At 64.0% G+C, this 24,452-nt stretch carries 22 protein-coding genes; 14 read left to right on the top strand and 8 right to left on the bottom strand.

All coding sequences use genetic code 11. From position 1 onward, the window contains the following. Positions 1-37 precede the first annotated feature (37 nt). The gene (locus AC5P8D_RS12180; RefSeq protein ID WP_260363725.1) at positions 38-2,143 is read left to right on the top strand and encodes a phosphoglycerol transferase I; all 2,106 of its coding nucleotides are present in this window, start codon (positions 38-40) and stop codon (positions 2,141-2,143) included. Positions 2,144-2,662: 519 nt separating this feature from the next. On the opposite strand, the gene AC5P8D_RS12175 is transcribed toward AC5P8D_RS12180, so the two are convergent. After that, positions 2,663-5,032 (bottom strand): DUF3772 domain-containing protein, encoded by a 2,370-nt coding sequence (locus AC5P8D_RS12175; protein WP_495203362.1) that lies wholly within the window; start codon positions 5,030-5,032, stop codon positions 2,663-2,665. 141 nt (positions 5,033-5,173) lie between these two features. Next, complete coding sequence (locus AC5P8D_RS12170) at positions 5,174-5,422, bottom strand: hypothetical protein (RefSeq protein ID WP_006474562.1); 249 nt, start codon at positions 5,420-5,422, stop codon at positions 5,174-5,176. 181 nt (positions 5,423-5,603) lie between these two features. Here AC5P8D_RS12170 and AC5P8D_RS12165 point away from each other — a divergent pair, with 181 nt between their 5' ends. From AC5P8D_RS12165 to AC5P8D_RS12150, 4 genes are all read left to right on the top strand, one after another. Continuing rightward, positions 5,604-6,098 (top strand): lipocalin family protein, encoded by a 495-nt coding sequence (locus AC5P8D_RS12165; RefSeq protein WP_019336294.1) that lies wholly within the window; start codon positions 5,604-5,606, stop codon positions 6,096-6,098. Positions 6,099-6,219: 121 nt separating this feature from the next. Continuing rightward, positions 6,220-6,648 carry an SMI1/KNR4 family protein gene (locus AC5P8D_RS12160; RefSeq protein ID WP_019336293.1) on the top strand — a complete coding sequence of 143 codons (429 nt, stop codon included), beginning with the start codon at positions 6,220-6,222 and terminating at the stop codon, positions 6,646-6,648. Positions 6,649-6,651: 3 nt separating this feature from the next. Then, positions 6,652-7,860 carry an NAD(P)/FAD-dependent oxidoreductase gene (locus AC5P8D_RS12155; RefSeq protein ID WP_495203361.1) on the top strand — a complete coding sequence of 403 codons (1,209 nt, stop codon included), beginning with the start codon at positions 6,652-6,654 and terminating at the stop codon, positions 7,858-7,860. Positions 7,861-7,986: 126 nt separating this feature from the next. After that, the gene (locus AC5P8D_RS12150; protein WP_005411364.1) at positions 7,987-8,469 is read left to right on the top strand and encodes a hypothetical protein; all 483 of its coding nucleotides are present in this window, start codon (positions 7,987-7,989) and stop codon (positions 8,467-8,469) included. 336 nt (positions 8,470-8,805) lie between these two features. On the opposite strand, the gene AC5P8D_RS12145 is transcribed toward AC5P8D_RS12150, so the two are convergent. Then, the gene (locus AC5P8D_RS12145) at positions 8,806-9,009 is read right to left on the bottom strand and encodes a hypothetical protein (protein ID WP_495203360.1); all 204 of its coding nucleotides are present in this window, start codon (positions 9,007-9,009) and stop codon (positions 8,806-8,808) included. A gap of 50 nt (positions 9,010-9,059) precedes the next feature. Here AC5P8D_RS12145 and AC5P8D_RS12140 point away from each other — a divergent pair, with 50 nt between their 5' ends. The 4 genes from AC5P8D_RS12140 to AC5P8D_RS12125 all read left to right on the top strand — a co-directional run bounded on the left by AC5P8D_RS12140 (position 9,060) and on the right by AC5P8D_RS12125 (position 15,304). Then, the gene (locus AC5P8D_RS12140) at positions 9,060-10,115 is read left to right on the top strand and encodes a helix-turn-helix transcriptional regulator (protein ID WP_088027679.1); all 1,056 of its coding nucleotides are present in this window, start codon (positions 9,060-9,062) and stop codon (positions 10,113-10,115) included. 48 nt (positions 10,116-10,163) lie between these two features. Next, a complete protein-coding gene (locus tag AC5P8D_RS12135; protein WP_029550633.1) occupies positions 10,164-11,579 on the top strand; it encodes a hypothetical protein in 1,416 nt (471 codons plus the stop codon). Positions 11,580-11,587: 8 nt separating this feature from the next. Next, complete coding sequence (locus AC5P8D_RS12130) at positions 11,588-14,791, top strand: hypothetical protein (RefSeq protein ID WP_197597562.1); 3,204 nt, start codon at positions 11,588-11,590, stop codon at positions 14,789-14,791. Between the two features lie 144 nt (positions 14,792-14,935). Further along, on the top strand, positions 14,936-15,304 hold the full coding sequence (locus AC5P8D_RS12125) for a hypothetical protein (RefSeq protein WP_197576667.1): 369 nt from the start codon (positions 14,936-14,938) through the stop codon (positions 15,302-15,304). A 141-nt stretch (positions 15,305-15,445) separates the two neighbouring features. Here AC5P8D_RS12125 and AC5P8D_RS12120 read toward each other — a convergent pair whose 3' ends face one another. After that, complete coding sequence (locus AC5P8D_RS12120; RefSeq protein ID WP_043401290.1) at positions 15,446-15,880, bottom strand: PepSY domain-containing protein; 435 nt, start codon at positions 15,878-15,880, stop codon at positions 15,446-15,448. Positions 15,881-16,031: 151 nt separating this feature from the next. On the opposite strand from AC5P8D_RS12120, the gene AC5P8D_RS12115 reads away from it, so the two are divergent. From AC5P8D_RS12115 to AC5P8D_RS12105, 3 genes are read left to right on the top strand one after another with little or no spacing between them, the layout of a single operon-like run. After that, the gene (locus AC5P8D_RS12115; protein ID WP_010482069.1) at positions 16,032-16,322 is read left to right on the top strand and encodes a PepSY domain-containing protein; all 291 of its coding nucleotides are present in this window, start codon (positions 16,032-16,034) and stop codon (positions 16,320-16,322) included. Next, positions 16,322-16,981 (top strand): response regulator transcription factor, encoded by a 660-nt coding sequence (locus AC5P8D_RS12110; protein ID WP_010482071.1) that lies wholly within the window; start codon positions 16,322-16,324, stop codon positions 16,979-16,981. The genes AC5P8D_RS12115 and AC5P8D_RS12110 overlap by 1 nt, the downstream gene beginning before the upstream one ends. Further along, positions 16,978-18,297, top strand: coding sequence for a sensor histidine kinase (locus AC5P8D_RS12105; protein ID WP_495203359.1), 1,320 nt, complete (start codon positions 16,978-16,980; stop codon positions 18,295-18,297). The genes AC5P8D_RS12110 and AC5P8D_RS12105 overlap by 4 nt, the downstream gene beginning before the upstream one ends. A 142-nt stretch (positions 18,298-18,439) precedes the next feature. On the opposite strand, the gene AC5P8D_RS12100 is transcribed toward AC5P8D_RS12105, so the two are convergent. Both AC5P8D_RS12100 and speA read right to left on the bottom strand, forming a co-directional pair. Further along, complete coding sequence (locus AC5P8D_RS12100) at positions 18,440-18,760, bottom strand: DUF6122 family protein (RefSeq protein WP_191863465.1); 321 nt, start codon at positions 18,758-18,760, stop codon at positions 18,440-18,442. A 36-nt stretch (positions 18,761-18,796) separates the two neighbouring features. After that, on the bottom strand, positions 18,797-20,686 hold the full coding sequence (gene speA, locus AC5P8D_RS12095; protein WP_012512349.1) for an arginine decarboxylase: 1,890 nt from the start codon (positions 20,684-20,686) through the stop codon (positions 18,797-18,799). Between the two features lie 191 nt (positions 20,687-20,877). Between speA and speE the strand changes: the two genes are divergently transcribed. Then, positions 20,878-21,732 (top strand): polyamine aminopropyltransferase, encoded by an 855-nt coding sequence (gene speE / locus AC5P8D_RS12090; protein WP_010482074.1) that lies wholly within the window; start codon positions 20,878-20,880, stop codon positions 21,730-21,732. 144 nt (positions 21,733-21,876) lie between these two features. On the opposite strand, the gene AC5P8D_RS12085 is transcribed toward speE, so the two are convergent. After that, a complete protein-coding gene (locus AC5P8D_RS12085; protein ID WP_049435834.1) occupies positions 21,877-22,782 on the bottom strand; it encodes an aspartyl/asparaginyl beta-hydroxylase domain-containing protein in 906 nt (301 codons plus the stop codon). 436 nt (positions 22,783-23,218) lie between these two features. On the opposite strand from AC5P8D_RS12085, the gene AC5P8D_RS12080 reads away from it, so the two are divergent. Beyond that, positions 23,219-23,878, top strand: a complete 660-nt coding sequence (locus AC5P8D_RS12080; protein ID WP_043401280.1) for an RIO1 family regulatory kinase/ATPase domain-containing protein — start codon at positions 23,219-23,221, stop codon at positions 23,876-23,878. Positions 23,879-24,003: 125 nt separating this feature from the next. On the opposite strand, the gene AC5P8D_RS12075 is transcribed toward AC5P8D_RS12080, so the two are convergent. Continuing rightward, on the bottom strand, positions 24,004-24,342 hold the full coding sequence (locus tag AC5P8D_RS12075; protein WP_005411374.1) for a P-II family nitrogen regulator: 339 nt from the start codon (positions 24,340-24,342) through the stop codon (positions 24,004-24,006). Positions 24,343-24,452: the final 110 nt, after the last annotated feature.

The following is a 24,452-nucleotide window of genomic DNA, read 5'->3' as shown; positions in this document are numbered from 1 at the left end:
GACGTCCATCAACATCCCGTCACTGCCGAAGCTGCCTATGCTCTGGATACTGTTGTTGTCGTTGTTGCTGCTGTGCTGGCTGTTCCTCGCGTCCGACAAGTGGGTGTGGTGGAAGGCCAGCGCATTCTCGCTGCTGCTGCTCATGCTCAGCGCATGGTGGCTGATCGACAAGCTGTCCGGTGATGGACTCAACGCTGCAACCCTGTACCACCTCGGCGCCGACATGGAAGGCGCCGGTGTCTCCGACTTCAAGGGCTACATCGCCGGCTTCATCGTGCTGGCGCTGGTCTCGCTGCTGCCGCTGTTCGCCACGCGGGTGAAGCGCTGGCGCCGGCCCGGCCACGGTGGCGCGTTGTTCGCCGGTTTCGCGGCCGTGTGGGTGGCCACGATCATGATCAGCCCACTGGCCCGCGACGGCCAGCGCCTCTACCAGCAGCTGCGCCCGGTCGACTTCGCGCGCATCGCCCCCGAGTACCAGGTGCCGACACAGCCACTGCAGCGCCCGCGCAACATCGTCTGGATCTACGGCGAAAGCCTGGAGCGCACCTACCTGGATGAGAACGTGTTCCCGGGCCTGATGCCCAATCTCAACCGGCTGGCCACAAAGTCGCTGGACGTGCGCGGGCTGGCCTCGGCCGAAGGCAGCGGCTGGACCATCGCCGGCCTGGTGTCGTCGATGTGCGGCGTGCCGTTGACCACCTCGCAGGGCGATGAGAACAGCATGGACCGCATGGGCAGCTTCCTGCCCAAGGCGGTATGCCTGGGCGACTACCTGAAGCAGCAGGGCTACACCAACCACTATCTGGGCGGTGCCAACGGCCAGTTCGCCGGCAAGGGCCAGTTCCTGGCCAGCCACGGTTTCGATGAAGTGCATGACCTGGCCTGGTTCAAGCAGCAGAAGAAGATCGGCCGCATCCACTACTCGGCCTGGGGCGTGCACGACGACGTGCTGCTGGACACCGCCTACCAGCGCTTCGAGCAGCTCTCGCGCGCCGGCTCGCCGTTCATGCTGACCACGCTGACCATGGATACCCATCACCCAGCCGGCCATCTGCCGGTGTCGTGCAAGGGCGAGCGCTACCAGAGCCAGTACGGCAACATCAACATGCTCAACGCGCTCAAGTGCAGTGACCGGCTGATCTCGCAGCTGGTGCAGCGCATCCAGGCCAGCCCGTACGGCAAGGACACGTTGATCGTGATCGCCTCCGATCACCTGGCGATGCCCAACGATCTGACCCACATTCTGACCCGGCAGAAACGCGAGAACCTGCTGCTGTTCCTGGGCGATGGCATTGCCCCGCAGCAGCTCAGCGCCGACGCCGGCACCACCCTGGATTCGGGTGCGACCCTGCTCAGCCTGCTGGACCCGAACCTGAAGACGATGGGCTTTGGCCGTTCGCTGATCGATACCCAGCGCGCGCCGAGCGCCAGCGTCGCCGCACGCCGCGACGGTGGCCGCGACTACCCGCAGTATCTGGCCTTCGCCCGTTCACTGTGGCTGGGTGAACCGACCCGCGAGCTGAAGATCGACGGCGACGACCAGGTGGTGGTCGGCTTGCAGCACGTGCAGCCACCGGTGCTGCTCGAGTACGACAAGGACTGGGGTTTGAAGTCCGTGTATCTGGAAAACACCTCACGCCAGTTCGATGATGCCAACCCGGACAACACCCTGGCCTATGTCGACCGTTGCACCGCGTTCGAGGACGGCTCGGCCGACGGTGACTGGTGCGCCCTGCTGGTCAACCGCGACAACGGCATCAAGCTGTACCGCGACAACGACCTGCGTGGCGGCATTGCCGTGGATGCGCCGCTGGACGCCTTCCAGGGCCCACGCCCGAGCGTGCGCCAGGCACACATGATCACCCAGAAGGGCCGCCGTACCCGCGCCGGCCAGTACATGCTGCAGCTGGTGGCGAGTACGCGCCCGGATCGTGGTTTCTGGATCGAAGCGGTGTCGTCGCAGCGCAAGGTGGTGCTGGCCCAGCAGTGGGTGCAGCCCGATGCTGACGGCAAGATCAACGTGTCGTTCGGGCTGGATCACGAAGTGGACGATCTGGAGATCCGCGCGTGGTTGAACCACGCCGAGAAGCTGGCGGTGGATACGTTCGCACTGGTGCCCTCGCGCAGCCGACCGCGGGGGTAGGGTTCTTTGCAGGGCTGCGCCCTGCACCCGCTACAAGCCGGGGCAACAGCAACGGCAACAGCGTGCATTCCGTGGTTGGGTGGGGCGGTGTCGGAGTGCGGGGACGCCGTGAATCCGTCCTTGGAGGCTTGGCAGCCGCATCCATGCGGCTGACACCCCGCACTCCGACACCGCCCCACCTCTGACAGATTCCTGCGGCTGTCGGTAGGTGTCGACCTTGGTCGACACAATCTGTCAGATATCGAAAATCAAAATGGGGTCAGATCCGTTTTCCTACGGAAAACGGATCTGACCCCAAAAGCAATTCCAACAGATCGCAGAAATCTGTCGAAGGCGGGGTGGGGCCGGTTGCGGGAGTGTCCGCGGCATGGATGCCGCGGCCAAGCCCCCAAGGATGGGTTTACGGCGTCTCCCGCAACCGGACCCACCCCGCCAATCCTCGGAATGCCAGCTTTTGCTGTTGCTCTTGCGGTTGACGTTGCTTCGGCGGGTGCAGGGCGCAGCCCTGCAGAACACCCCCTACTCCTGCGGATCGCGGGTGATGTGGATGTCGGTCGGGGTCGACAGCGGAATGTTCCGCTCGGCCAGGATCTGCAGCAGGCTGAAGTACAGATCGCTGCGGGTCGCATACACCTGCCGCGGGCTGGCTACGTACGCGAAGCTGTTGATGGTGATCTGGCCACCGGCAATGCTGTCGATGTAGACCGTCGGTGCCGGCTGATTCAGCACGTTGGTGTGCGCGGTGTACGCATCCAGCAGCGCCTGCCGCAGGTTGCCGACATCGGTGCTGGGCGGCACCGCGAACTGGATCTGGATGCGGCCCTGGTTGTTGCCCATCGTCATGTTGCGCACGGTCTTGGTGACCAGCTCGGAGTTGGGCACGATCAGCGTCGACTTGTCGCCCACCTGGATCTCGGTCGAACGCAGGCTGATGCGGCGGATGTCGCCTTCCTGATCACCCAGCTTCACCCAGTCACCGATCTTCACCGGGCGCTCGGCCAGCAGGATCAGGCCGGAGACGAAGTTCTGGGTGATCACCTGCAGGCCGAAACCAATACCCACCGACAGCGCGCTGACCAGCAGTGCCAGCTTGCTCAGCTGCAGTCCCATCGCGCTCAGGGCCCAGATCACCGCGATGATGATGCCGACGTAACGGGCGACGGTGCTGACCGAATTGCGTGCGCCCAGATCCAGTTCGGTCTTGGGCAGGTAGGTGTCGGTCAGCCAGCGCTGCACCAGCTGGGTGATCGCCAGGCCGGCCAGCAGCGCCAGTACCGCCATCACGATCCCTGCCGGTGCCAGCTTGGTACCACCGATATCGAAGCCGGTCGTGAACAGAGAAGTGAATCGATCCACCACTGCGCCGATGTTGCCGAACGGTGCCACCAGGGCAAGCAGCGTGAGCAGCACAACCACGGTACGCAGCGCCGCCGACAGCAGCACGCCGGCCTGCTCCAGGCGCGACACGCTCAGGCCGGTGCTGAGCAGGATGGTCTGGCCCACCTTGCTGTCCGCGTTGAGCATCCACGTGCTCAGGTCATCAACGAACTTGAACAGCAGGGTCGCTGCCAGCACCACGATGCTGCCGCCGATCAGCTGCTGGTTCACGAACTTGGCGAAGTTCAGGTAGCCCAGCAACGTCGCGACGATGGCGGCCACCACCGCGACGTTGCCCGCCACGCGTGCCAATACCAGCCAGCTGCTGCGGCGCACCGGCGTGGCCGCGCCCACGCCATCGGCCTGTGCCTCCAGCTTGGCCTCGGCCTCGGCGGTCTGCCGGCGATGCAGGCGTGCCAGGGTCACCAGCATGGCCATGATCAGGCCCAGGTAGGTCAGGGCAATCAGGCCATCCAGCGCCACCGTGGTGACATCGCTGGTGCGCGTGGCCTGGTCGAGGGCCATCAGCACCGTGCTCAGCCAGGCCAGCGCCGCCGCGCCCCACGCGTACTTGCGCAGCTTCAGCGCGGCGGTGTCGTCCAGGTTCAACAGCCGCCATGACGGGCGCTTGGGCACCAGCATGCAGGCGCTGAGTGCAGCGATGAAGGCGGCGCGGAAGGTGGCCGTCTCCAGGCCGTCGGCCACCACCTGCAGGCGCGGCGCGATGGCATCGATGGCGTCCAGCGCCGCCATCAGCACCACCACGGCATAGCCGGGCAGCAACGTGCCGACCAGCAACAACCACATGGCCAGGCCGGAACGGCGCAGGCGTCCATCAGGCGCACGATCGGACGCGGCGAACTGCCGCCCCAAGCGGCGCAGCCACAGCCGCAGCGGGAACATCATCACCAGCGCGGCGATCAGGCCCAGCAACGGCGTGCCCCAGCCATTGGCCCGGATGCCGGCAACGAACGTATCGCGCCCCTGCTCGGCCAACGGCGCGACGCGTGCGATATCGATGGGCAGGCGCTCGGCCACCTTGCTCCACAGTGCCGGAGACAACGGCGAGGCGACCTTCTTCCCCATGTCTTCGGCGCGCTGCGCAGTGCGCTGCTGGTCGATGTCGGCTGCCAGCTGCTGGGCACGCACGGCACTGGTCTTGGCCTGCGCCACCGATGCGGCCAGGCCGTCGCGCTGCTTGTTGATCGTGCGCCGTTGCGCCGCCAGTTCGGGCGGCTCGGTGGTGCCCTCGGCAGGCGTGCCCAGCTGCGCCAGCTGTTCGTCGAGACGGTCCAGCTGCGGCTGCAGCGACTTCTCCAGCGCCTCGGCGTCACGCCGGGCCTTCGAAGCGTCCTCGGACAGCATGGCCAATGTTTCGATGGCCGCGGCATCACCACGCTTGCGGTCGACTTCCTTCAGCTTCGCATCGATATCCGCCAGCTGCTGCTTCGGCGTGGGGTCTTCATCCTGTGCCAGCACCGGCGCGGACAGCAGGAGGGCGGTGCACAGCATCAGGACCCACCAGGGGCCCCGTGCACGGATCGATCGCAGGAAAGAAGACACGCCAGCCACACCGGTTCGCGCGGACCACCGCGCCTGCGCGCGACTATACGGCACAGGCGGTAAAGGGCGGATGGGCGACGCGCAGCAATATCAGTACTTCAGGCGCAGCTCTTCCACGGTCGGCTGCTGCAGCGCGTACCAGTCCTGGAACTCTTCCTCGGTGATCTCATCGGGCGCGTACACCGCCACCGGATGCCAGTCGTGGTCGGTCGGCAGCGGCTGGCGCGGCCCGGCACGCAGGCTGTAGGACACGCCTTCGTAGTCGACCAGATCATCGACCTGCGGCCACTGTTCGCGTGCGAACGCGGATTCACTCTTCAACAGGATCACCTGGTACATCGGCACCTCCACTTCGGTTGGATCAGGAAAACACGGCGCTGGCGGCAGCATACCGCCGCACCGGTGACAACGGGCACGCCGCAGCAGCGACGGAACGTTCTGGACACGGCCATCGCCCCGGCTTCACCCGCCCATGGCAAGGCCATCGGCATCGTGGAGGCCCCCCCTGCCACGACCGCCGATGACCGAGCACCCGCCGCTGAAGACCGTTGCCGACCTCAAGCTGCCCCGCTACCTGGGCACCTGGTACGAGATCGCACGCCTGCCAATGCGCCATGAACCGGAAGGCTGCACCGACGTGTCGGCGCACTACACCCTGCTCGACAACGGCAACGTCGGTGTCACCAACCGCTGCCGCATGGACGGCGAGATCGAAGAGGCCACCGGCGAGGCCTGCGCGATCGACAACGACAGCGCGCGCCTGGAGGTCAGTTTCCTGCCCAAGGGCCTGCGCTGGCTGCCGTTCGCCAAGGGCGACTACTGGGTGATCCAGGTCGCCCCGGACTACAGCGTCGCGCTGGTCGGCAGCCCGGACCGCAAGTACCTGTGGCTGCTGGCCCGCGAACCGCAGCTGGACGCCACCGTGCAGGACCATTATCTGGCGTCCGCGCGCCTGCAGGGCTTCGATCTGTCCGAACTGATCCAGACCCCGCATACCGGCCAGCCCACGGCCTGATCTACGGGCAATGGTGGACGCCAACCGACTCCGCCCATGACGTTATCCCCCATCGCGACATTCATCAGCAGCAGGCAAACTTCTGGTTTAACCAGTCCCCGAGAGACATGGAAGAGCAGTCATGGAATATCACCTGACAGAGGGACAGCTCAATGGCCCGGCTGAAATGTCGGCCATTGCTGATCTGTCAGCCCGCGTGGGAGTGGCACTTCCCGAGAGTTACCTTGAATTCCTTAGGGCGCACAACGGTGGCGAAGGATTTATTGGCGACAACTACATTGTCTTCTGGAAAGCGGAAGAGGTGGTCGACTTCAATCGTGAGTATGAAGTTGAATCATACGCGCCGGGCATATTCCTGTTCGCGTCGGACGGCGGCGGGGAGGGATTTGGATTCGACACACTGGACGCAGCAATGCCGGTAGTGCGGATTCCATTCATTGGCATGGAACGTCAGTACGCCCTCCCGGTAGCGCGCGACCTCCCCGACCTGTTTGCTCGACTGCTTGCAGATCAGCCTGAGGACGAGCATGAAATCAATCCGGCAGGCTGACCCATGGACCTGAAGAGTGGCTACCCGTGGTGGGCGGTTCGCAATGGCCTGATCCACGCCTTCCCGCCGCTGCAGCAGGACCTGCGCTGCGACGTGCTGGTGGTCGGCGGCGGCATCACCGGCGCGCTGATTGCCGACGAACTGTCCCGGCATGGCCACGACGTGGCGGTGATCGAGCAGCGCGACATCGGCTGGGGCAGCACGGCCGCGAGCACCGCGCTGCTGCAGTACGAGATCGATACCCATCTGCTGGAACTGGCCCAGCGCTACGGCCAGGACGCCGCCGCGCTTGCCTACCGTGCGTGTGCCGAGGCCATTCCGGCCCTGGGCGACGTGGCGCGCGGGTTGAAGGATGTGGATTTCCAGCGCATGGACAGCCTGTACCTGGCCAGCCGCCATCGCGACGTGCCGCGCCTGATGGCCGAGGGCGATGCCCGTCGCGGCATCGGCCTGGATGCCCGCTGGCTGGGCCCGGAGGCACTGCGGGAACGTTTCGACGTTGAGGCCGGCGGCGCCCTGCTGACCCGGCAGGCGGCCCGGGTTGATCCGTATCGGCTGACCTATGCGCTACTGCAGCGCCTGCGTCGGCGCGGCGGCCATGTGCATGACCGCACCGTACTGCACAGCCTCGATGCTACCGCGCGCGGGGTGGCCGCCCGTACCGAAGCCGGTGCCACCATCCGCGCACGCCACGTGGTGCTGGCCATGGGCTATGCCAACCAACGCTGGCTCAAGCAACGGGTCGCACGCAACGGCAGCAGCTACGCCTTCATCACCGATCCCATCGATGCGGACGTGCTCGGCCGGCTGCGCACCACGATGGTGTGGGAAAGCGCACGCCCCTACCTGTACCTGCGCGCCACCGGCGACCAGCGCCTGCTGGTCGGCGGGCTGGACGACGCCATCGACATCCCCGCCCGCCGCGACCGGCGCGTTCAGAGCAAGGCCGACCAGCTGATGAAGCAGCTGCTGCGCTGGTTCCCACGGCTGGACCCGGTGCCGGCGTTCTCCTGGGGCGGCACCTTCGCCGAGACCGCTGATGGCCTGCCGTTCTTCGGCCCGCACGAACAATGGGGCCCGCGGGTGCACTTCGCCATGGCCTACGGTGGCAACGGCATCACCTATTCGATGATCGGCGCGCAGCTGCTGCGGGCCCGGATCGAGCGGCGCACGCATGCGCTGGAGGGGCTGTTCGGGTTCGGCCGGTTGTAGCCTGCAGCCAGGCATGGCCTGGCTCTACCGTAAGCGGGCGCCGACAGGCATCATTCAAGCAACCCCTGCTAGCGTCGGCCTGTACCGCCGCGTGTTGCGTGGCCACCTGTCCGCTGGAGCGCCGTCATGATCCGCCCCCTGACCCTGCTGCTGTGCCTGGCCCTGCCGGGAACCGTGCTGGCCCAGTCCGCCGCAGGCGCCACCGCGCCGCAGGCGGCCGGCCTGGACCTGACGCTGCCGCAGGCGCCGATGCGCTACCTCAACGACCCGGCCCTGCAGCAGGACCCGCCGGGCACGTACTACGGCGACAAGAGCGGCCCGCGCGTGCACGACGACGCGAAGATCGCCGACGTGACCGACGACAAGGTCAAGGTGTCCGGCAGCTTCACCACCGGCATCGGCTATTCCAAGAACGGTGGCAACAGCCACTACAACGCCGCCACGCTGAACCTGAGCAAGAACTACACCACCGATGAAGGCAAGACCCACGGGGTCAACGTCAACATCCACGTGAGCGAAGGCAAGGGACCGGGCTTCTTCGGTCCGTATGGCGGCTATTACGGCCGCGGCCCGGGCTATTGGGATTACCCGCCGCCGTTTGGCTGGTAAGCCCCGACCCATCGATTAGGACATCCCTCGGCTGGTAGGTGTCGAACTTGGTCGACACGCTCTGTGTTGCACGCAATCCAGGCCGTCATCACCCGCACCTGTGAATCTAAATGCGCAGTGAGCGATAAGGGCAAGGCAGACCACCAACGCCATTAATTTGACGGCGATGGATTTGCTCTGGGTTGTATTGCAAATCTGCGCGGCTCAGGTCATCGTCACCATCAGGGGCTCGCCAGAAACTGGGCGAGGTTGGACGAAGTACCGTACAAGGAAGCACGGCTCAATGAGCATTGGACTCGGCATCGCGAGGCCGCATGTCACACGCTGGTTGTTGCGTCAGCGGCAGAAGAGCCATTCGCGCAAGAAGCATTGTCGCTTTTCGACCGGCACCGCCCCCCTCGATTTCCAGTTTGGCCGACCGCCGCCTGCGGCGTCTTCGCTGACACGATCAATACAAGCCTTCGAATGGCGGGCGATTTCCCCGCCGAAGCAGCCCGGCGTCGCACCGGCTTCTGTGGCGTGCGACAGGTTGTGTCGCATTCATCGATCAAGCTCAAGGCAACGGCGTCGCTGAACGTCGCACTATCGTCATGAGCGTCGATCAGAAAATGAGCTCCCGCAAGAAGAAGGACCCAACACGACGCAACGTCGTGCTGCTACGTCTGATTCCCCGTTACCCCGCAAGCATCTCGACGGTGCAGCTGCGTGATGCGCTGCTTCAGGAGGATCCTGACTTCGATATCAGCCCACGCTCATTGCAGCGCGACCTGGAAGGAATGCTCAATGGCCGTTTCAACCTCATGTGTTCGAAGGACCACGAGGACGCAGCCATCAGGCGGAAAAGGCCCTATCGCTGGTCATACGAGCCGCATGCGCGGGCAGGAGCTCCAGTAATGAGCTCGGCTGAAGCACTGGCCCTTTGCCTGTCCGAGAATCACCTGCGGCACGTTCTTCCCCCTGATGTCATGGCCCTTCTCGGGCCGCACTTCTCGGATGCACACTCTCGTATCAATGGCCAGATATCGGGTGGTCACGGTCGCTGGGCCCAGCGAGTACGCAGCATACCCAATGGCAAGTCGCTGCTGCCCGCGGTGGTGGATGGAACCGTCTGGAACACGGTAGCCGAGGCACTGCTGCATCAACGCCAGCTACAAGTAGATTATCTCAGTCGCACAAAAGGCGAGAGCAAACGCATGACCCTTCATCCCAAGGGTCTCGTTTCGCGCGGACCAGCAAGCTATCTGATAGCAAGCGTGTCCGGCTACCAGGATGTACGCCACTTTGCACTGCATCGCATCGCTCAGGCGTCGCTTCTGGATATTCGCTCCGATGATGATGGGTTCGAGATGGACCACTATCTGCCTGGTGCGGCGTTCACACCGCGGCAAGGCTCGGGAAACATCGAACTGATTGCCGACATCCATCCTCAGCTTGCTTGGACGCTCCGGGAAACACCACTGTGCGAAGACCAGCATCTTGAAGCGCTGGAGGCTACGGACTGGGTTCGTCTCCACGCGCACCTGCCAGACGACCAGGAGAATTTCTGGTGGCTGTACAGCCTGGGGGACAACATCCGGGTCCTTCAGCCCAGTGGGCTTCGCGAAGCCATTCTTGACCGTAACCAACGCGTCATTTCCCTTTACTGATCATTGTGCGATCCCGCACAGAGCATGCTGATTACCAAGAGAAATTCCATGGAAGATCAAACCAGAAAAGCAGTCCCGGCCGCTGTCAGCGTCTGTCCAATCTGGACGGGAGCCGCTGCCGAGAAGGTCGGCCAGATGATCCACCAGATCGATCAGAGCACCACGCTCATGCAACGAATTGCTTCGACTGCCCAGAATAAAGCGATCAAAGGCGGATTTGCGGCCGAAGCGTGGCATGCCGAAACTTTCAATCTTGATGCGATCCTTAAAGACAAGGATGTCCGTGCGTTCACCGACACGTTCAGCAACAGCCCACTGCCACGCAATCACACGACCCACGATATCGTTGTGATGAAAGGGGATGAGCAGCTGCTGGGTGCGCAGCTCAAGTACTTCAAAGATGCTGATGCAACCCAGAAAGCCTTCCGCTCAAGCAAGGACGGCATTCATCGTTACCAGGACAGCGATCTGTTCGTCGGGCCATCCGACCAGATAGAGGGTATCCGTCAGTCTGCCCAGCGCGACGTGTTGAAGAACCAGCAGACGCGTCCCGCCGTGTCCGAGGCTGCGGCCAAGGTCCGCGACAAAACTGCAGGCAGTATGGAGGTCGATGGAGCCGCCTCAACTCCACTCAGCAAACGCGATGCCGAACAGCTCGGCACCGGTAGCGCAGAGGGGAAAGCTGCTCACAAACAGATGCAGGATGGCTACCTGAACAAGGCGACGCTGCAGCAGAGCATGCGTGCCGCCGGCTCCGCCGCACTGGTTACCACGGTGATCGCCGGCAGCATCAACACCTTCCAGCACCTGCAGCACGTCCGCGACGGAAAGATCACTACCGAACAAGCCGTACACCGGATCCTGCAGAACACCGTCATCGCCGCTGGCGATGCGGCGCTCAAAGCCGGCACGGCGACCGCAAGCGTTGCACTGGCCACCCGCGCCATGCCGGCCCTGTTTGCAGGCGCAGGCTTCAACAGCGTCCTTGCCCGCGGTGGTGTCGCCGGCGCGGCAGTGTGCGCCGTCGACTTGGTCCAGTGCCTGGTGATGGTCGGGGTTGGTCGCATGACGTTTGCAGAGCTGGAGACACGGACCGGCACCAACATCCTGCAGACCAGCGCGGGCGTCCTGGGCTCCTCCATCGGCGCGACGCTGGGCATGGTGGGCGGGCCACCGGGTGCCCTTGTCGGCGGCATCATCGGCGGCATCATTGCCTCGATGGCAATGACCATCGCCGTGGACAACCACGTCGAAAAAGCATTCCGCTTGACGCTGGAAGGAACCCGCGAGGTCGTTGAGAACGGGCTGTCAATGCAGCAATCCCTTGAGCTGCTGCAGGAATCCCAACTGTTCTATGCCGATTTCCACAAGGGGCTGGTGCTCTCTGAAAAGCACTTTGCAGGGCAGATAACGACCCTGCAAGCCCAAAGTCGTCAACTTCGCGAAAAACTCAACCGTCTGTAAGGCCAGCCATGAACAGCATCATCGAAGACACATCCATGGACGTTTTCCATTCGTCGCTCGACGCGGATGAACAGCGAGCAGTCGCAGATCTTGTTGAACGTCACCGCGGCAATGCGGCCATGACCCAGCGATTGGCGCTCGACGCGTCCCGACTGCTGACCAGCAGCCAGGACCGGCTGCAGAAGCAGGCCGGGGCCGGCTTCTGCAAACGTCTGCTCGGCGCCATCAGCGGCTCGACCCGCAACAATGCGCTTGCCAACCAACATGACACGCTGAAGATCCAGAAGATTGCCTGGTATTATCTCCAACAGCTTCAGCAGCAGAACCTGATCAACGCTCAGGCCATCGCCGTCATCCGCAACAATCTCGGGACGATGAATGAGTTCATCATCGAAACCCGCTGTTTCCTCGACGAGGCAATCGACAGGATTGGCAACCGGCTTCGCCCCCTTGAAAACAATGTCCGGCTCAACAAGTGGTCGCTGAACATCGAGGCAAACAAGCGGCGCTATCGCTCACTCCCGCGCTCGCTTCTTGTAGTACAGCTCGCTTATGACTTCATGCTCAAGCACCAGGATATCGAGCTGACGCTGGAGGACATCAATCACCTGGTGGTGACGCTTGAGAATCTTGGCGTCAACTGTGATGACGAGGCCCGCCTGCTTGACTTCATCATCGACCTCATCGACCAGATGGATGTTACTGGCATCGATCTTTACCGACGCAACATCCAAATCGTCACCGAAGACATTGAGATCGAGTCCGCGTTCATCCAGTCCAATGTTTCCGGCACCGGATTCAATGCGCTCTACTATCTGTCCGACCAGCACAGCAGGATCATGGCGCTGATCAGCGACGATGAGCTGTGCAATTCAGATGCCGCGCGTGAGAAAATCATCTCCCGCATCTTTGGTGACGAGTTCGACGGCTTGGCAACGACGTACACGTTGCGTGACCTGGTCGCGGAGATCGTGGGTGGGGGCCTGCTGGCCATCGCCATTTACCGCGACATCAATGGGCTTGACGTCCAGGCCGACGTATTTCCGCCCCCTGATGAGCAGCAAGAGCAGATCTCGCTGGTTTCCCGGCTACCGGACATCAAGCAGCACAGCTTCCTTGATGCAGCCGAGGACGCAGACCAGCGGCGCACCTACATCGAGTTGCTGTCGCTCTGCCTGCCGGATGCTTCGGAGTGCGGACCACTCGGCCGCGACTTCATCAACCACCTGGCCGCCAAGGCTGATACGCCTACGGCAGTGTCGCGCTTCCTCTCGAGGGACACCCGCGGCCACATGCAGGCTGAACAGCTGGAAGAGCTGCGCGTGCTGCTGACCGATGACAATCGCGTGTACTGCTGGCTGCTGGATGCATTCTTCCTGCTCTCCATTGAAGGACGAAAAATTGAGAGTCCGCAGGTAATGCGCATCCTCGGAGTGCTCAGGCCAGCACAGTTCAAGGAGCAGCTTGCAGCCATCCAGTCGGTACTCGCGGATGAGGATCACGAACGTGTGCTGCAGGCAGGCGCGCGCCTGTCGCGGCTGACTGCTGGCTGGTCCAACGTTCTGCGCTATCGTGAATTCAGCCTCGTTGACACCTTCACTGATGCTAGGCGAGAGCTCCACGCAGCAAGCCTGGCGGCCATCAACCTCTCCGGTGACCTGAGCAAGGCCGGCATGAAGGCCATCGATTACAGCTACTTCCTTGGCGCCTCTCCCTTTGATGAGGGGATTTTCAGCAAATTCACCAAGGCGGTGGGATCTACGGCCTTCTCAGTGGGTCGAAAGTCCTGTGCCAGTACGCTGAACCAGATGCGCGGCAAGGTGGTTGATCTGCTCGCCAACCACGCCGGTGCCTTGTCTTCAGCCAATGCGCTGGTAAGTCGGTTCGGACTACCCAGATTCGACTTCGAGAACGATTCCGGATACGCGGACTTTGATCTCGACAACTCTGCAGAAAATGAGCAGTGGAGCGATCAATTCGAGCACTATCAGCGGCGTTTGGAGAAAACACTGGATAGTTTCTCGAGCGCCTGCGACGATGCCGACTGCCAGCTAGGACTGTTCGCAGAAGGAGACTTCTCCACACCTGTACTCGAACGGCGCTTGCGTGAACGGGAGCTTGCACTCCAGAAGCAGCGCGAGAAGAACCTGGCCAGCCGTTCGGCTGCGGTGGAGAAGGACGGTCAGGTGCTGCTTGTCAGCATCGATTGGGAAGATATCACCTCCCCACCCTGCGACCCGGAGCAGATCCGGGATATGAAGACCAACGGTGACCGCTGGCTGGTTGCCACGCAAGAAGGCCGCTACTACCTCAGTTGTGACCGCGTGCAGTGGGAGGAGGTGCACCCCTTTGGCGTGGAAACCACTTCGACCAAGAACATCCTCGTGGTCAGCGGCACTTGGATTCTCACCGGTTACAGCGAAGGCTTTGCATACTCGTCCGACGGCCGTCACTGGAATCGAACGTCGTATCCCGTCAACGAAGGGGATTATTCCTGTTCGCCTACAGATGACATCGTACAGTTCGAAGGCATCTGGATCTGGCGATTCCTCCGCGACTGTAGTTACAAGTACACCAAAAAGGGATTGGTGTTCGATTCAGAGGAGACCGGCAGCTATCGCGAGACGGTGCTGTTTGCCACTCAGTCGTTGGACAGCCCTTGGTCCCACTGGGAAGGCACACCCAACTTGCCGGAGGGTATGGAGGTTGACGCCCTGCGTGCACTTCCAGGCCATCATTCATTGCTGATCTTCTGCACCTACAATTGGATCTACGGCAATGACAAGAAGAAGACTGAACTCGAGCCCGCTGTAAAGTACTTCGTGCCCGGCAAAGGATGGCGCAATTGCACGTGGGAGGGACGGATGAACCAGGGTTCCGGTGTATTGGTCACGCGGATGGCCGATCATCTGCTGTGCTTTGGATCCAACGAGTTGTTCCGTGCTACCAAAGCCTACGAATGGAGCCGGGACAAGGACAGTATTTCCGTACGAGACGCCTTCCACCTGGAGAACATGAGCGTCTTCTGGCACACAAGCCACAGCAAGCTCCTGCTCAGCCAGGATGGCCGGACGTTCGCGGATCTGACCCTTGAAGACGGCTGTTGGAACTACCTGTGCGCCAACGACCAGGGACTTCTGAGCGTGTACTCACCCAATTCGCATGAGACCTGGCTGCGTACTGGACGCTGGCGCGTCCAGCCGCAGCACTGACCGACCATAAGACAAGACGCTGGCCTTCCGGCCAGCGTCAACGTCCGGACCACGTATGGGTTCCGAACGAGCGACAGGATGTGTCGCAGCGCCCCAGCAAGCTTGGTTTGTCGCTGCAATCCCGCAGCTTGGTAAGGAAACTACGTGGAAGTCCTCTCGCCGCTGTTGATCGCCTTCAATCTGCTCATCCTGCTGCCGTTGGAAGTGTATGCCCTTATCCGGGGCATCAATGTCCAGCGCTACAATCTCGGTATAGCAAAGGGCCGCCGCTACGCCGATGGATTCTGGTGGCGTCAGGCCACCGCTCTGGCCAGATCGCGCGCAGCCAAGGGTGGCAACTTCCTTGCCACGGTCATTCTCGCGTCGATGGGCTTGGCGATCTCACTGTTTTCGGGAGCCTGGCTGGACACTGCCATCTGCAGCTACGTGCTCATCAATGCGCTTGTAGCAGCGAACTTCTTTGCGGCTCAACTGCCAATCATCGAGGCTGAACGTAGGGAGGCCGGTGGCTGAAAAGGCTTGGGCCGGATATCCCTTTTCCGCCGACCAAGATTGGCATCTTCCAACGCACGCCATCCGGCCGGTAGGTGTCGACCTTGGTCGACACGCTTTGCGCTTCGCGCCGACCAAGGTCGGCGCCCACCATAGCCGGCGTCAATCCAGCCAGCCATCGCGCTCGCTGTGCAGGATGCGGCCGTCATAACCGCTCAGGCGCACGTCCACCTTCTGGTTGCGTGCATTGCGGGCCTCCAGCGACCAGGTCGCACCATCGCGTTCCAGCGAATGGATCTCGCGCAGGCCATGCGCCTGTGCCCGTGCCAGCACCTGCTCGGTGGTCAGCAGCGCGCGGCCGCTGTGCTCGTCGAAGATCTCGCCGGTCTTCGGGTCCACGTAGACCTCGCTGAAGCGGCCATCGGCGCGGCTCACGTCGGCCTCCCACAGGCCATCATCGCGTTCGATCTCGTGGATCTGGGTGTAGCCGGCCTTGCGCAGGGTCTGTTCAACCTGGGCCATGCCCAGCGGCGCGGCCTGTACGGCCGGCGCGACGGTCAGCAGGGCAACAGTGGCGAGGGTGAGCGACTTCAACATGGGGGTTCTCCTGTTCGTGTTCGTGGCCGGACCATCCCGGCAACGCCACAATGCACCCCGTGGTTAACAGCGCCTTAGCCGGCACTGTTAGCCAGCTGTTAGTCACCCCCGGCACACTCACGCCTGTTCCTACAGCCCTCCCTGCGCCCCGATGCTCTCCACCCTGCCCCTGCTGCTGGCCCTGGCCAACGCTCCTACCGCCGCCGCGCCCGTCCAGGACCCGGCGCAGCAGGTCGCGCGCCGTGCCGTGCAGCAGGGCCGCTACGTGCCATTGGAAAGCGTGGTGCGCGATGCACTCAAGCGCTTTCCGGGGCAGCTGCTGGAAGTGGAGCTGGATGACGGCGTCTACGAAGTGGAGATCCTGCGCGGCGACGGCGTGGTGGTGGAGCTGGACTATGATGCGCGCAGCGGAAAGCTGCTGAAGACGGAGCTCGACGACTGATGCGCATCCTGTTGGCCGAAGATGATGCCGCACTGGCACAGCGCCTGGTGCCCCTGCTGGAACAGGCCGGCTACGTGGTGCACGTGGTCGCCGATGGCCGTCAGGCCGAGGAGATCGGCCAGATCGAGGACCTGCAGGCGGCCATCGTTGACCTCGGCCTGCCCGGCCTGGACGGATTGAGCGTGATCGAGCGCTGGCGCGGCAATGGCCGCAGCTTTCCGGTGCTGGTGCTGACCGCACGCGGGCGCTGGCACGACAAGCTGGCCGGCTTTGATGCCGGTGCCGACGACTACCTGACCAAACCGTTCCAGGCCGACGAACTGGTGCTGCGCATGCGCGCCCTGATCCGCCGCAGCCATGGCCATGCCAGCCCGCGCCTGCACTGCGGGCCGCTGCAGCTGGACGTCAACGCCGGCCGCTTCGAACTGGACGGACAGCCGCTGGCGCTAAGCCCGCAGGAGTTCCGCCTGCTCAGTTACTTCATCCACCACAGCGGCCAGGTGATCGGCCGCGACCGCTTGGGCGAACAGGTGTTCGAGGGCGGGTTGGATCCCGACTCCAACGCGCTGGATGTGCTGCTGGGGCGCGTGCGCCGCAAGCTCGGCATCGATCTGATCCAGACCGTGCGCGGCCAGGGTTGGCGGCTGGCGGCACCGTGACGCGCCAGCCCTCGCTGCGGCGGCGGCTGCTGCTGGCCGGCGGCGTTGGCCTGCTGCTGGTCTCGCTGCTGGCCAGTGCATTGCTGGGCGAACTGTTCAAGCGCAGCGCGCGTGATCGGCTGGACCACGAACTGCAGCAGGACATGCTGACCCTGGTCGCGCAGATGGAAGTCACCCCCGACCACCAGCTGCAGCTGCGCCAGGAACCGAACGATGCGCGCTTCCAGCGCGTGTTCTCCGGTGCGTACTGGCAGATCGCCGGTGCCGATGGCCGCGTGCTGCTGCAGTCGCGTTCGCTGTGGGATGAAACGCTTCCCGCTGCGGTCACCGGTCCGGCCACGCGCAACCTGACCGGTCCGTTGCAGCAATCGCTGCGCGCACGCGTGCAGCAGGTGCGCCTGCCGCGCGCCAGTGAACCGTTCGTGGCGGTGGTTGCCACCGACCGCAGCGCGCTGGATGCCGATGTTGCCGCGTTCCGAAAGCGCACCGCCATCGCCCTGGGCGTGCTGGTCGCAGCGTGGCTGGCGGTGCTGGCCAGCCAGGTTCACTTCGGCCTGCGTCCGCTGCACCGCCTCGGTGCACAGCTGGAACGGGTGCGGCGCGGCGACGCGCAACGCATCGACACGCAGGGACTGGGGGCAGAGGTCGCGCCACTGGGCGAAGAACTCAACGCGCTGCTGGAGCACCAGCAACGCATGGTCGCGCGCGCGCGCACCAGTGCACAGGACCTGGCGCATGCATTGAAAACCCCATTGAGCGTGCTGGCCACCGAGGCTGACGGCGACGGCGCGGACTGGCGGACCACCGTGCGCGAGCAGAGCGCACGCATGCAGGCCAGTGTTGACCGTTACCTGGCGGCAGGGTTGGCCGCAGACCATCGCCAGCGCAGCGACGTTGCGACTGTCGCGCAGGCGCTATGCCGGTTGATGGCACGCGTGCATGGCGAACGCGGCATTGCGTTCACGGCCGCAGGTATCGATCCAGCGTTGCAGTTCGCCGGTGCCAGTGCAGATCTGGAAGAGATGCTGGGCAACCTGCTGGACAACGCCGGGCGGTGGGCGCGACAGCAGGTAGACATCACCGCAGACATCAGCGACGGACAGCTACGCATCGAAGTACGCGACGACGGCCCGGGCTTGGCCGCGGAGTCACTGTCACAGGTCACCCAGCGCGGTGTGCGGCTGGATGAGCGCGAGGGCAGCAGCGGGCTGGGCCTGGCAATCGTGGGCGATATCGCCGCCAGTTATGGCGGGCGCGTGGCGCTGGAGAATGCGCAGCCGGGCCTGCGCGCGACGTTGTGGTTGCCGCTGGGGTGACTCGTTAACGCGGGAACGCCATGCGGGTAGAGTCGACTGTTAGTCGACTTTCGCACGCAGCGCGAGATTTCCCAGCACCGCAGCCAAGAGCAGTCGACTAACAGTCGACTCTACCGCCTTCGCCGGGCATTTCAGTTCCCCATCAATGGTGATGCATCCACCAGCAATCAATCGCGTCCAGCACGATGTGGATGATCAAACCGATGCCGAACAACCTGGTCTTCTTCGGCACGCACAGCCCCGCGTAGACGGCGATGGCCGGGGCCGTATGCAGCGGGTGGAAACCGATGCTGCAGCGGTTGGGTGCGTAGATCGGATCGGCCAGCAGGTGGTCCAGATCGATGATCCAGCCCAGCAGCATCAGCAACCACGCCGAGGCGAAGCGCTTGCGCCAGAACAGCCATGCCAGCAGGGCTGGCACGGCGGCATGCAGGAACAGGTGGAAGATCGCGCGCGCGCTCATCGCAACGGTAGCGCCGGGCAAGCCCGGCGCTGTCCATCAGACCAGAGGTTCGTCGGACAGGTAGGTGTAACCGGTCAGGCCGGCTTCCAGTGCCTCCGACAGCTCCTGCGCGCGTTCCGGCGACAGCTGGGCCTCCGCCACGCGCTGCGCGTAGGTCGCGCGCAGCTCATCCAGGCGGTAGCCCACGTAGTCCAGCATCACGTCGGTGGTGTCGCCGCGGCGCTGCTGGGTGATGGCGTAGCCATCGGCGTCGGCCAGCACTTCCACCGCGTCGGTATCGCCGAACAGGTTGTGGATGTCGCCCAGGATTTCCTGGTAGGCGCCGACCATGAAGAAGCCGATGCGGTAGCTCTCACCCGGCTTCATCTTGTGCAGCGGCAGCGAGCTGTCCAGGCTCTCGTTCTCGACATAGGTTTCCACCATGCCGTCCGAGTCGCAGGTCATGTCAGCGATGATGCCGCGGCGGTCCGGGGTTTCGTCCAGGCGCTCGATCGGCACGATCGGGAACACCTGGTCGATCGCCCACACGTCCGGGATCGATTCGAACACGCTGAAGTTGACGAAGTACTTGTCGACCAGGCGCTCGTTCAGTTCGTCCAGCACCGGGCGATGGCTCTTCTCGTCATAGCTCAGGCGCGCACGCACGCCGTGGGCAATGGCGTAGAACAGATCGTCGATGCGCGCACGCTGCGGCAGGTCGATCTGGCCCAGCGCGTAGCTGGCCAGGCCTTCGGCATGGAAATGCTGCGCTTCCTGGAACAGCTCCACCGCCGGGCGCACGTCCAGTTCGTCGTGGATCTCGCGCAGGTGGCGGATCGCCGCCGGCTCGTCATCGTGCTGGTCCGGCACGCGGCCTTCCTGCGCCTCTTCCACTTCCGACACGTTGGCGATCAGCACAGCGTGGTGCGCGGTCATCGCGCGGCCGCACTCGGTCACGATGCGCGGCGGGGTCAGGCCGAACTCTTCGCAGGCATTGGCCAGCGGCTGCACGATGTTGCTGGCGTAGGAATGCAGGCCGTAGTTGATCGAGCAGAAGCTGCGCGAGCGGGTGCCTTCATAGTCCACGCCCAGGCCACCACCCACGTCGACGTGGGTGATCTTCGCGCCCAGGCGCGACAGCTCCACGAAGTAGCGGGTGGCTTCGCGCATGCCGTTGGCGATGTCGCGCACGTTGGAGATCTGCGAGCCCATATGGAAGTGCAGCAGGTTCAGGCAGTCGGCGTACTCGGTGTCACGCAGCGACTTCCACAGGTCCAGCAGCTGGCGCGGCGACAGGCCGAACTTGGCCTTGTCGCCACCGCTGTTCTGCCACTTGCCGGCGCCCAGCGAGGCCAGGCGCATGCGCACGCCCAGGCCCGGCTTCACGTCCAGCGCCTTGGACTCTTCCAGCACCAGCTTCAGCTCGGACGGCTTCTCGATGACGATGAAGGTCTGCAGGCCCAGCTTGCGGCCGATCAGGGCCAGGCGGATGTACTCGCGGTCCTTGTAGCCGTTGCAGACGATCAGCCCGCCCGGGCGCGACAGCGCCAGCACGGCCATCAGCTCGGGCTTGCTGCCCGCTTCCAGGCCGAAGCCCTCGCCGTGGTGGCTGGCCAGGGTGCCGGCCACGCCGCGGGTCTGGTTGACCTTGATCGGGTACACGGCGGTGTAGCCGCCGCTGTACTCCCAGTCCTGCTGGGCCTGGCCGAAGGCCGCCTGCAGCTTGCCCAGGCGCTGGCCGAGGATGTCCGGGAAGCGCACCAGCAGCGGCAGCTTGGCGCCCGCCGCGCGCGCAGCATCGACCACCTTGGGCAGCGACACCACCGGGCCGTCCGCCCCGGTCGGTCTCACCACCATGTGCCCGGCCTGATCCACGTCGAAGTAACCGTCCGCCCAATGCGGGATCGAGTAGGTCTTGCGGGCTTGGTCGAGGGACCAATCGGTCATTTCAGTCGGCCTTGTTGGCAATAAAAGGGGGGGCATGATAACGCCTATATGCCCACAGGTTCGTTATCATGCGCGCCCGCGCCCGTGACAGGTTTCAACCTGAACGGGCCGATCCGTCCGGATGTGGCATCTGTGCCACGCGGCCCCGCCCGCCAGCCCGGCTCCACCCCTCCGAACAGGACTGTTTTCCAATGACTGACAGCAACAACTGGTACATCGAACACTTCGAGCGCACCGGCTCGGCCATCGGCTACCGCATCACCGGCAAGCTGGACGAGGTGCAGTCGCCGTTCCAGAAGATCGAGATCTTCCAGACCACCGACTGGGGCAACCTGATGACCATCGACGGGGCCATCATGCTGACCAGCAAGGACAACTTCTTCTACCACGAGATGATCAGCCACCCGGTGCTGTTCACCCACGCCGCGCCCAAGCGCGTGGTGATCATCGGTGGCGGCGACTGCGGCACCCTGCGCGAAGTGCTCAAGCACACCGGCGTGGAGAGCGTGACCCAGTGCGATATCGACGAGCAGGTCACCGTGATGGCGCGCAAGCACTTCCCGGAACTGTGCGACTCCAACGACGACGCCCGCGCCGAGCTGCTGTTCGACGACGGCGTGGCCTACATGGCCAACTGCCCGGCCGGCAGCGTGGACGTGGTGATCGTGGACTCGACCGACCCGGTCGGCCCCGGCGAAGGCCTGTTCAACAAGGCCTTCTACGAGAGCTGCTTCAAGGCCCTGAAGGACGACGGCATCCTGGTGCAGCAGTCCGAGTCGCCGCTGATGCAGCTGGAGCTGATCAACGAAATGCGCACCGAGATGGGCAAGGCTGGTTTCGGCTCGTTCAAGACCCTGCCGTTCCCGCAGCCGTGCTACCCCACCGGCTGGTGGAGCGTGACCATGGCGCGCAAGGGCGACAGCAGCTTCGACTTCCGCCAGGCCGACTCGGCCGCCAAGACCTTCAACACCCTGTACTACACCGCCGCGCTGCATACCGGCGTGCTGGTGACCCCGCCGTTCGTGCAGGCGGCACTGAAGGGTTGATCCAAACAAAAACCCGCGCTGGCGACAGCGCGCGTTTTTGCTTTCTGTAGAGCCGAGCCATGCTCGGCTGCATTTCGCGCAGAAGCAGCCGAGCATGGGCTCGGCTCTACAACATCCCGCGCGCGCGACCCGGCCGCGGTTCGCTCACAGCGCCCAGATACCCGCAATCACCGCCACCACCAGGCCCCACTTGATCACCTGGTAGGCCACCACACTGCGCTCGCGCAGTGCCTTGGCCTTCAGGCGCACCTTGTAGACGCTGCCGAACGCCTTGTTGACGCCACCGGTCGGGTCACCCGGCAGGTTCGGCGAGGCACCGCCGGCCAGCAGCGTGGCCGCCACCGCACGATTGAACAGGCTCGGCAGGCCGAAGCGCAGCGGGCGGGCGATATCGCAGAACAGGATCACGCGGTCATCGGGCGTCTCGTTGTGCGCGTGGTGGATGTAGGTCTCGTCGAACATCATCCACTCGCCATCGCGCCAGCTCTTCTTGATGCCGTCCACTTCGATGTAGCAGCCGTCGTTGTTCGGCGTGGCCAGGCCCAGGTGCAGGCGCAGCGAACCGGCGAACGGATCGCGGTGCGGACGCAGTTCGCTGCCCGACGGCAGCTGCGCGAACATCGCCGCGCGCACGTCCGGCAGCGACTCCAGCAACGCCGTGGTCTTCGGGCACATCGCCTTCGCCGACGGGTGCGACGGGCCATACCACTTCAGGTAGAAGCGCTTCCAGCCACGGCGGAAGAACGAATTGAAGCCCGCATCGTTGAACGTGCTGGAGGCCGCGATCTTCTGTGCATCGCGCAGCGCCAGCGCCTCGTCGCGGATCATCTGCCAGTTCTGGCGCAGCGGCTCCAGCTGCGGGAACTCCTTGGCCGGGTCCAGGAACGGCGTGGTCGGCACCTTCGAGAACATGTACATGACCACGTTGATCGGGGCCATGAAACTGGAGTGGTCCAGCAGCTGGCGCGACCAGCGCGCGCGAACCTTGCCACGGAAGTGGATGTACAGCACGCAGGCGACGAACAGCGCTGCAATGACGATTTTGATGATCAAAACACTTTCCTCCAGCCGCAGCCGGAACGGGAAACAGGGCGATGCACGGCCAAGCGGCCAGCACCGGTGGGGACCGCGGCAGGGAACGGGGACGTGCCAGGAAGGGGCGGCCGCCGATGTCGCGAATCAACAGCTTATGGTCGGCAGGCCGTGCGTCGGGGTCAAGCCGGACGTGCGTGACGTTCAGCGGGCCGCGGATGAACGAAGCGACGCGACGCCCAACCTATTGATTCTGAAAGAACCAAAGACGAAGTGAGACGGAATTGTCCGATCGGGTGCGACGAACTGTTCCAGCCACGACCCCGACATTTCTCCGACAAATCGTGGAATAGCGAACTGGCGAGTACTAAAATTAACGAAAACTTAGTAACTCCCTGTAACACCGGTTCGCTTGACGCTTTGCGCCACCCACCGGGTCGACCGAGACCCCGACATGCATCTCCCTGCCCTGCCCCCCTCCTCCTGCGGCGAAGACGCCGCCACCCCGCTGCTGCTCAAGCGCGGCGAACGCTTCCTGGCCCCCGACGTCTATCGCACCTGCCTGGACGGGCGCGAGGCGGTCATCAAGGACTACTCCCGCTACCGCGGCACCCCCGTTTCACTGATCGCGCGGCTGATGGTGCGCCGTGAGGCCCGCATGCTGCAGCGCCTGGGCGGCTGGAAGCATGCCCCCGCGCTGCTTGGCACCCTGGGTGGCCTGGCACTGGGCATGGAGTTCATTCCCGGCCAGACCCTGAGCACCGCGCAGGCCGTGGGCAATGAAGTGTTCGAGCAGCTGCAGCACGCGCTCAGCCGTTTGCATGCCGCCGGCATCACCCACAACGACCTGCATGGCACCAACGTGGTGGTCAGCGGCGGCGTGCCGGTGCTGCTGGACTTCACCTCCGCCTGGCGCGCCCCGCGCTGGCTGCGCCGCAACCCGCTCAGCCGGCAGATGCGCCGCAGCGACATGAAGAACCTGCTGAAGATCCGCCAGCGCATGACCGGCCAGGCCCCGAGTGCCGCGCAGGCCGCACTGGTGGCCGACCCCGGCTGGGTCGCTGCCGTGCGCCAGGGCTGGAAGCGGTTCTACAAGTGGGCCAAGCGCCGGTAGGGGTCGAGCTCGCTCGACCGCTTTACCGCTCTTTGTAGAGCCGAGCCCGCGCTCGGCTGCTGTTCCTGCATCGCGCGAAATGCAGCCGAGCATAGGCTCGGCTCTACAACATCCCGCCGAACGGGTTACAACGCGTCCGCGTCCAACTCACCGGTACGAATACGCACCACACTGCCCAGGTCGTACACGAACACCTTGCCGTCGCCAATCTTGCCGGTGCCCGCCGCCTTCACGATGGCCTCAACCACGGCCTCAACCTGGTCATCGGTCACCGCCACTTCCAGCTTCACCTTCGGCAGGAAATCGACCACATACTCCGCACCACGGTACAGCTCGGTATGGCCCTTCTGGCGACCAAAGCCCTTCACTTCCGTCACCGTGATGCCGGTGACCCCACGCTCGGCCAGCGCTTCGCGCACGTCGTCGAGCTTGAACGGCTTGATCACCGCCATGACCATCTTCATCGTCTATCTCCTGTCTTCCGGCGTGGAGGATAGCGCCTGAACGCGCCCGGTGCGAAACAGCCCACGCCTGTGCGGGCGACCGGCCCAGCAGTATCCTTGTGGCCTGCACG

The sequence above is a fragment of the Stenotrophomonas sp. YJH_SMC_101-4 genome, assembly GCF_059370395.1.
The sequence above is the reverse complement of the archived record's forward strand: the minus strand, read 5'-3'. Positions and strand labels throughout refer to the sequence as shown.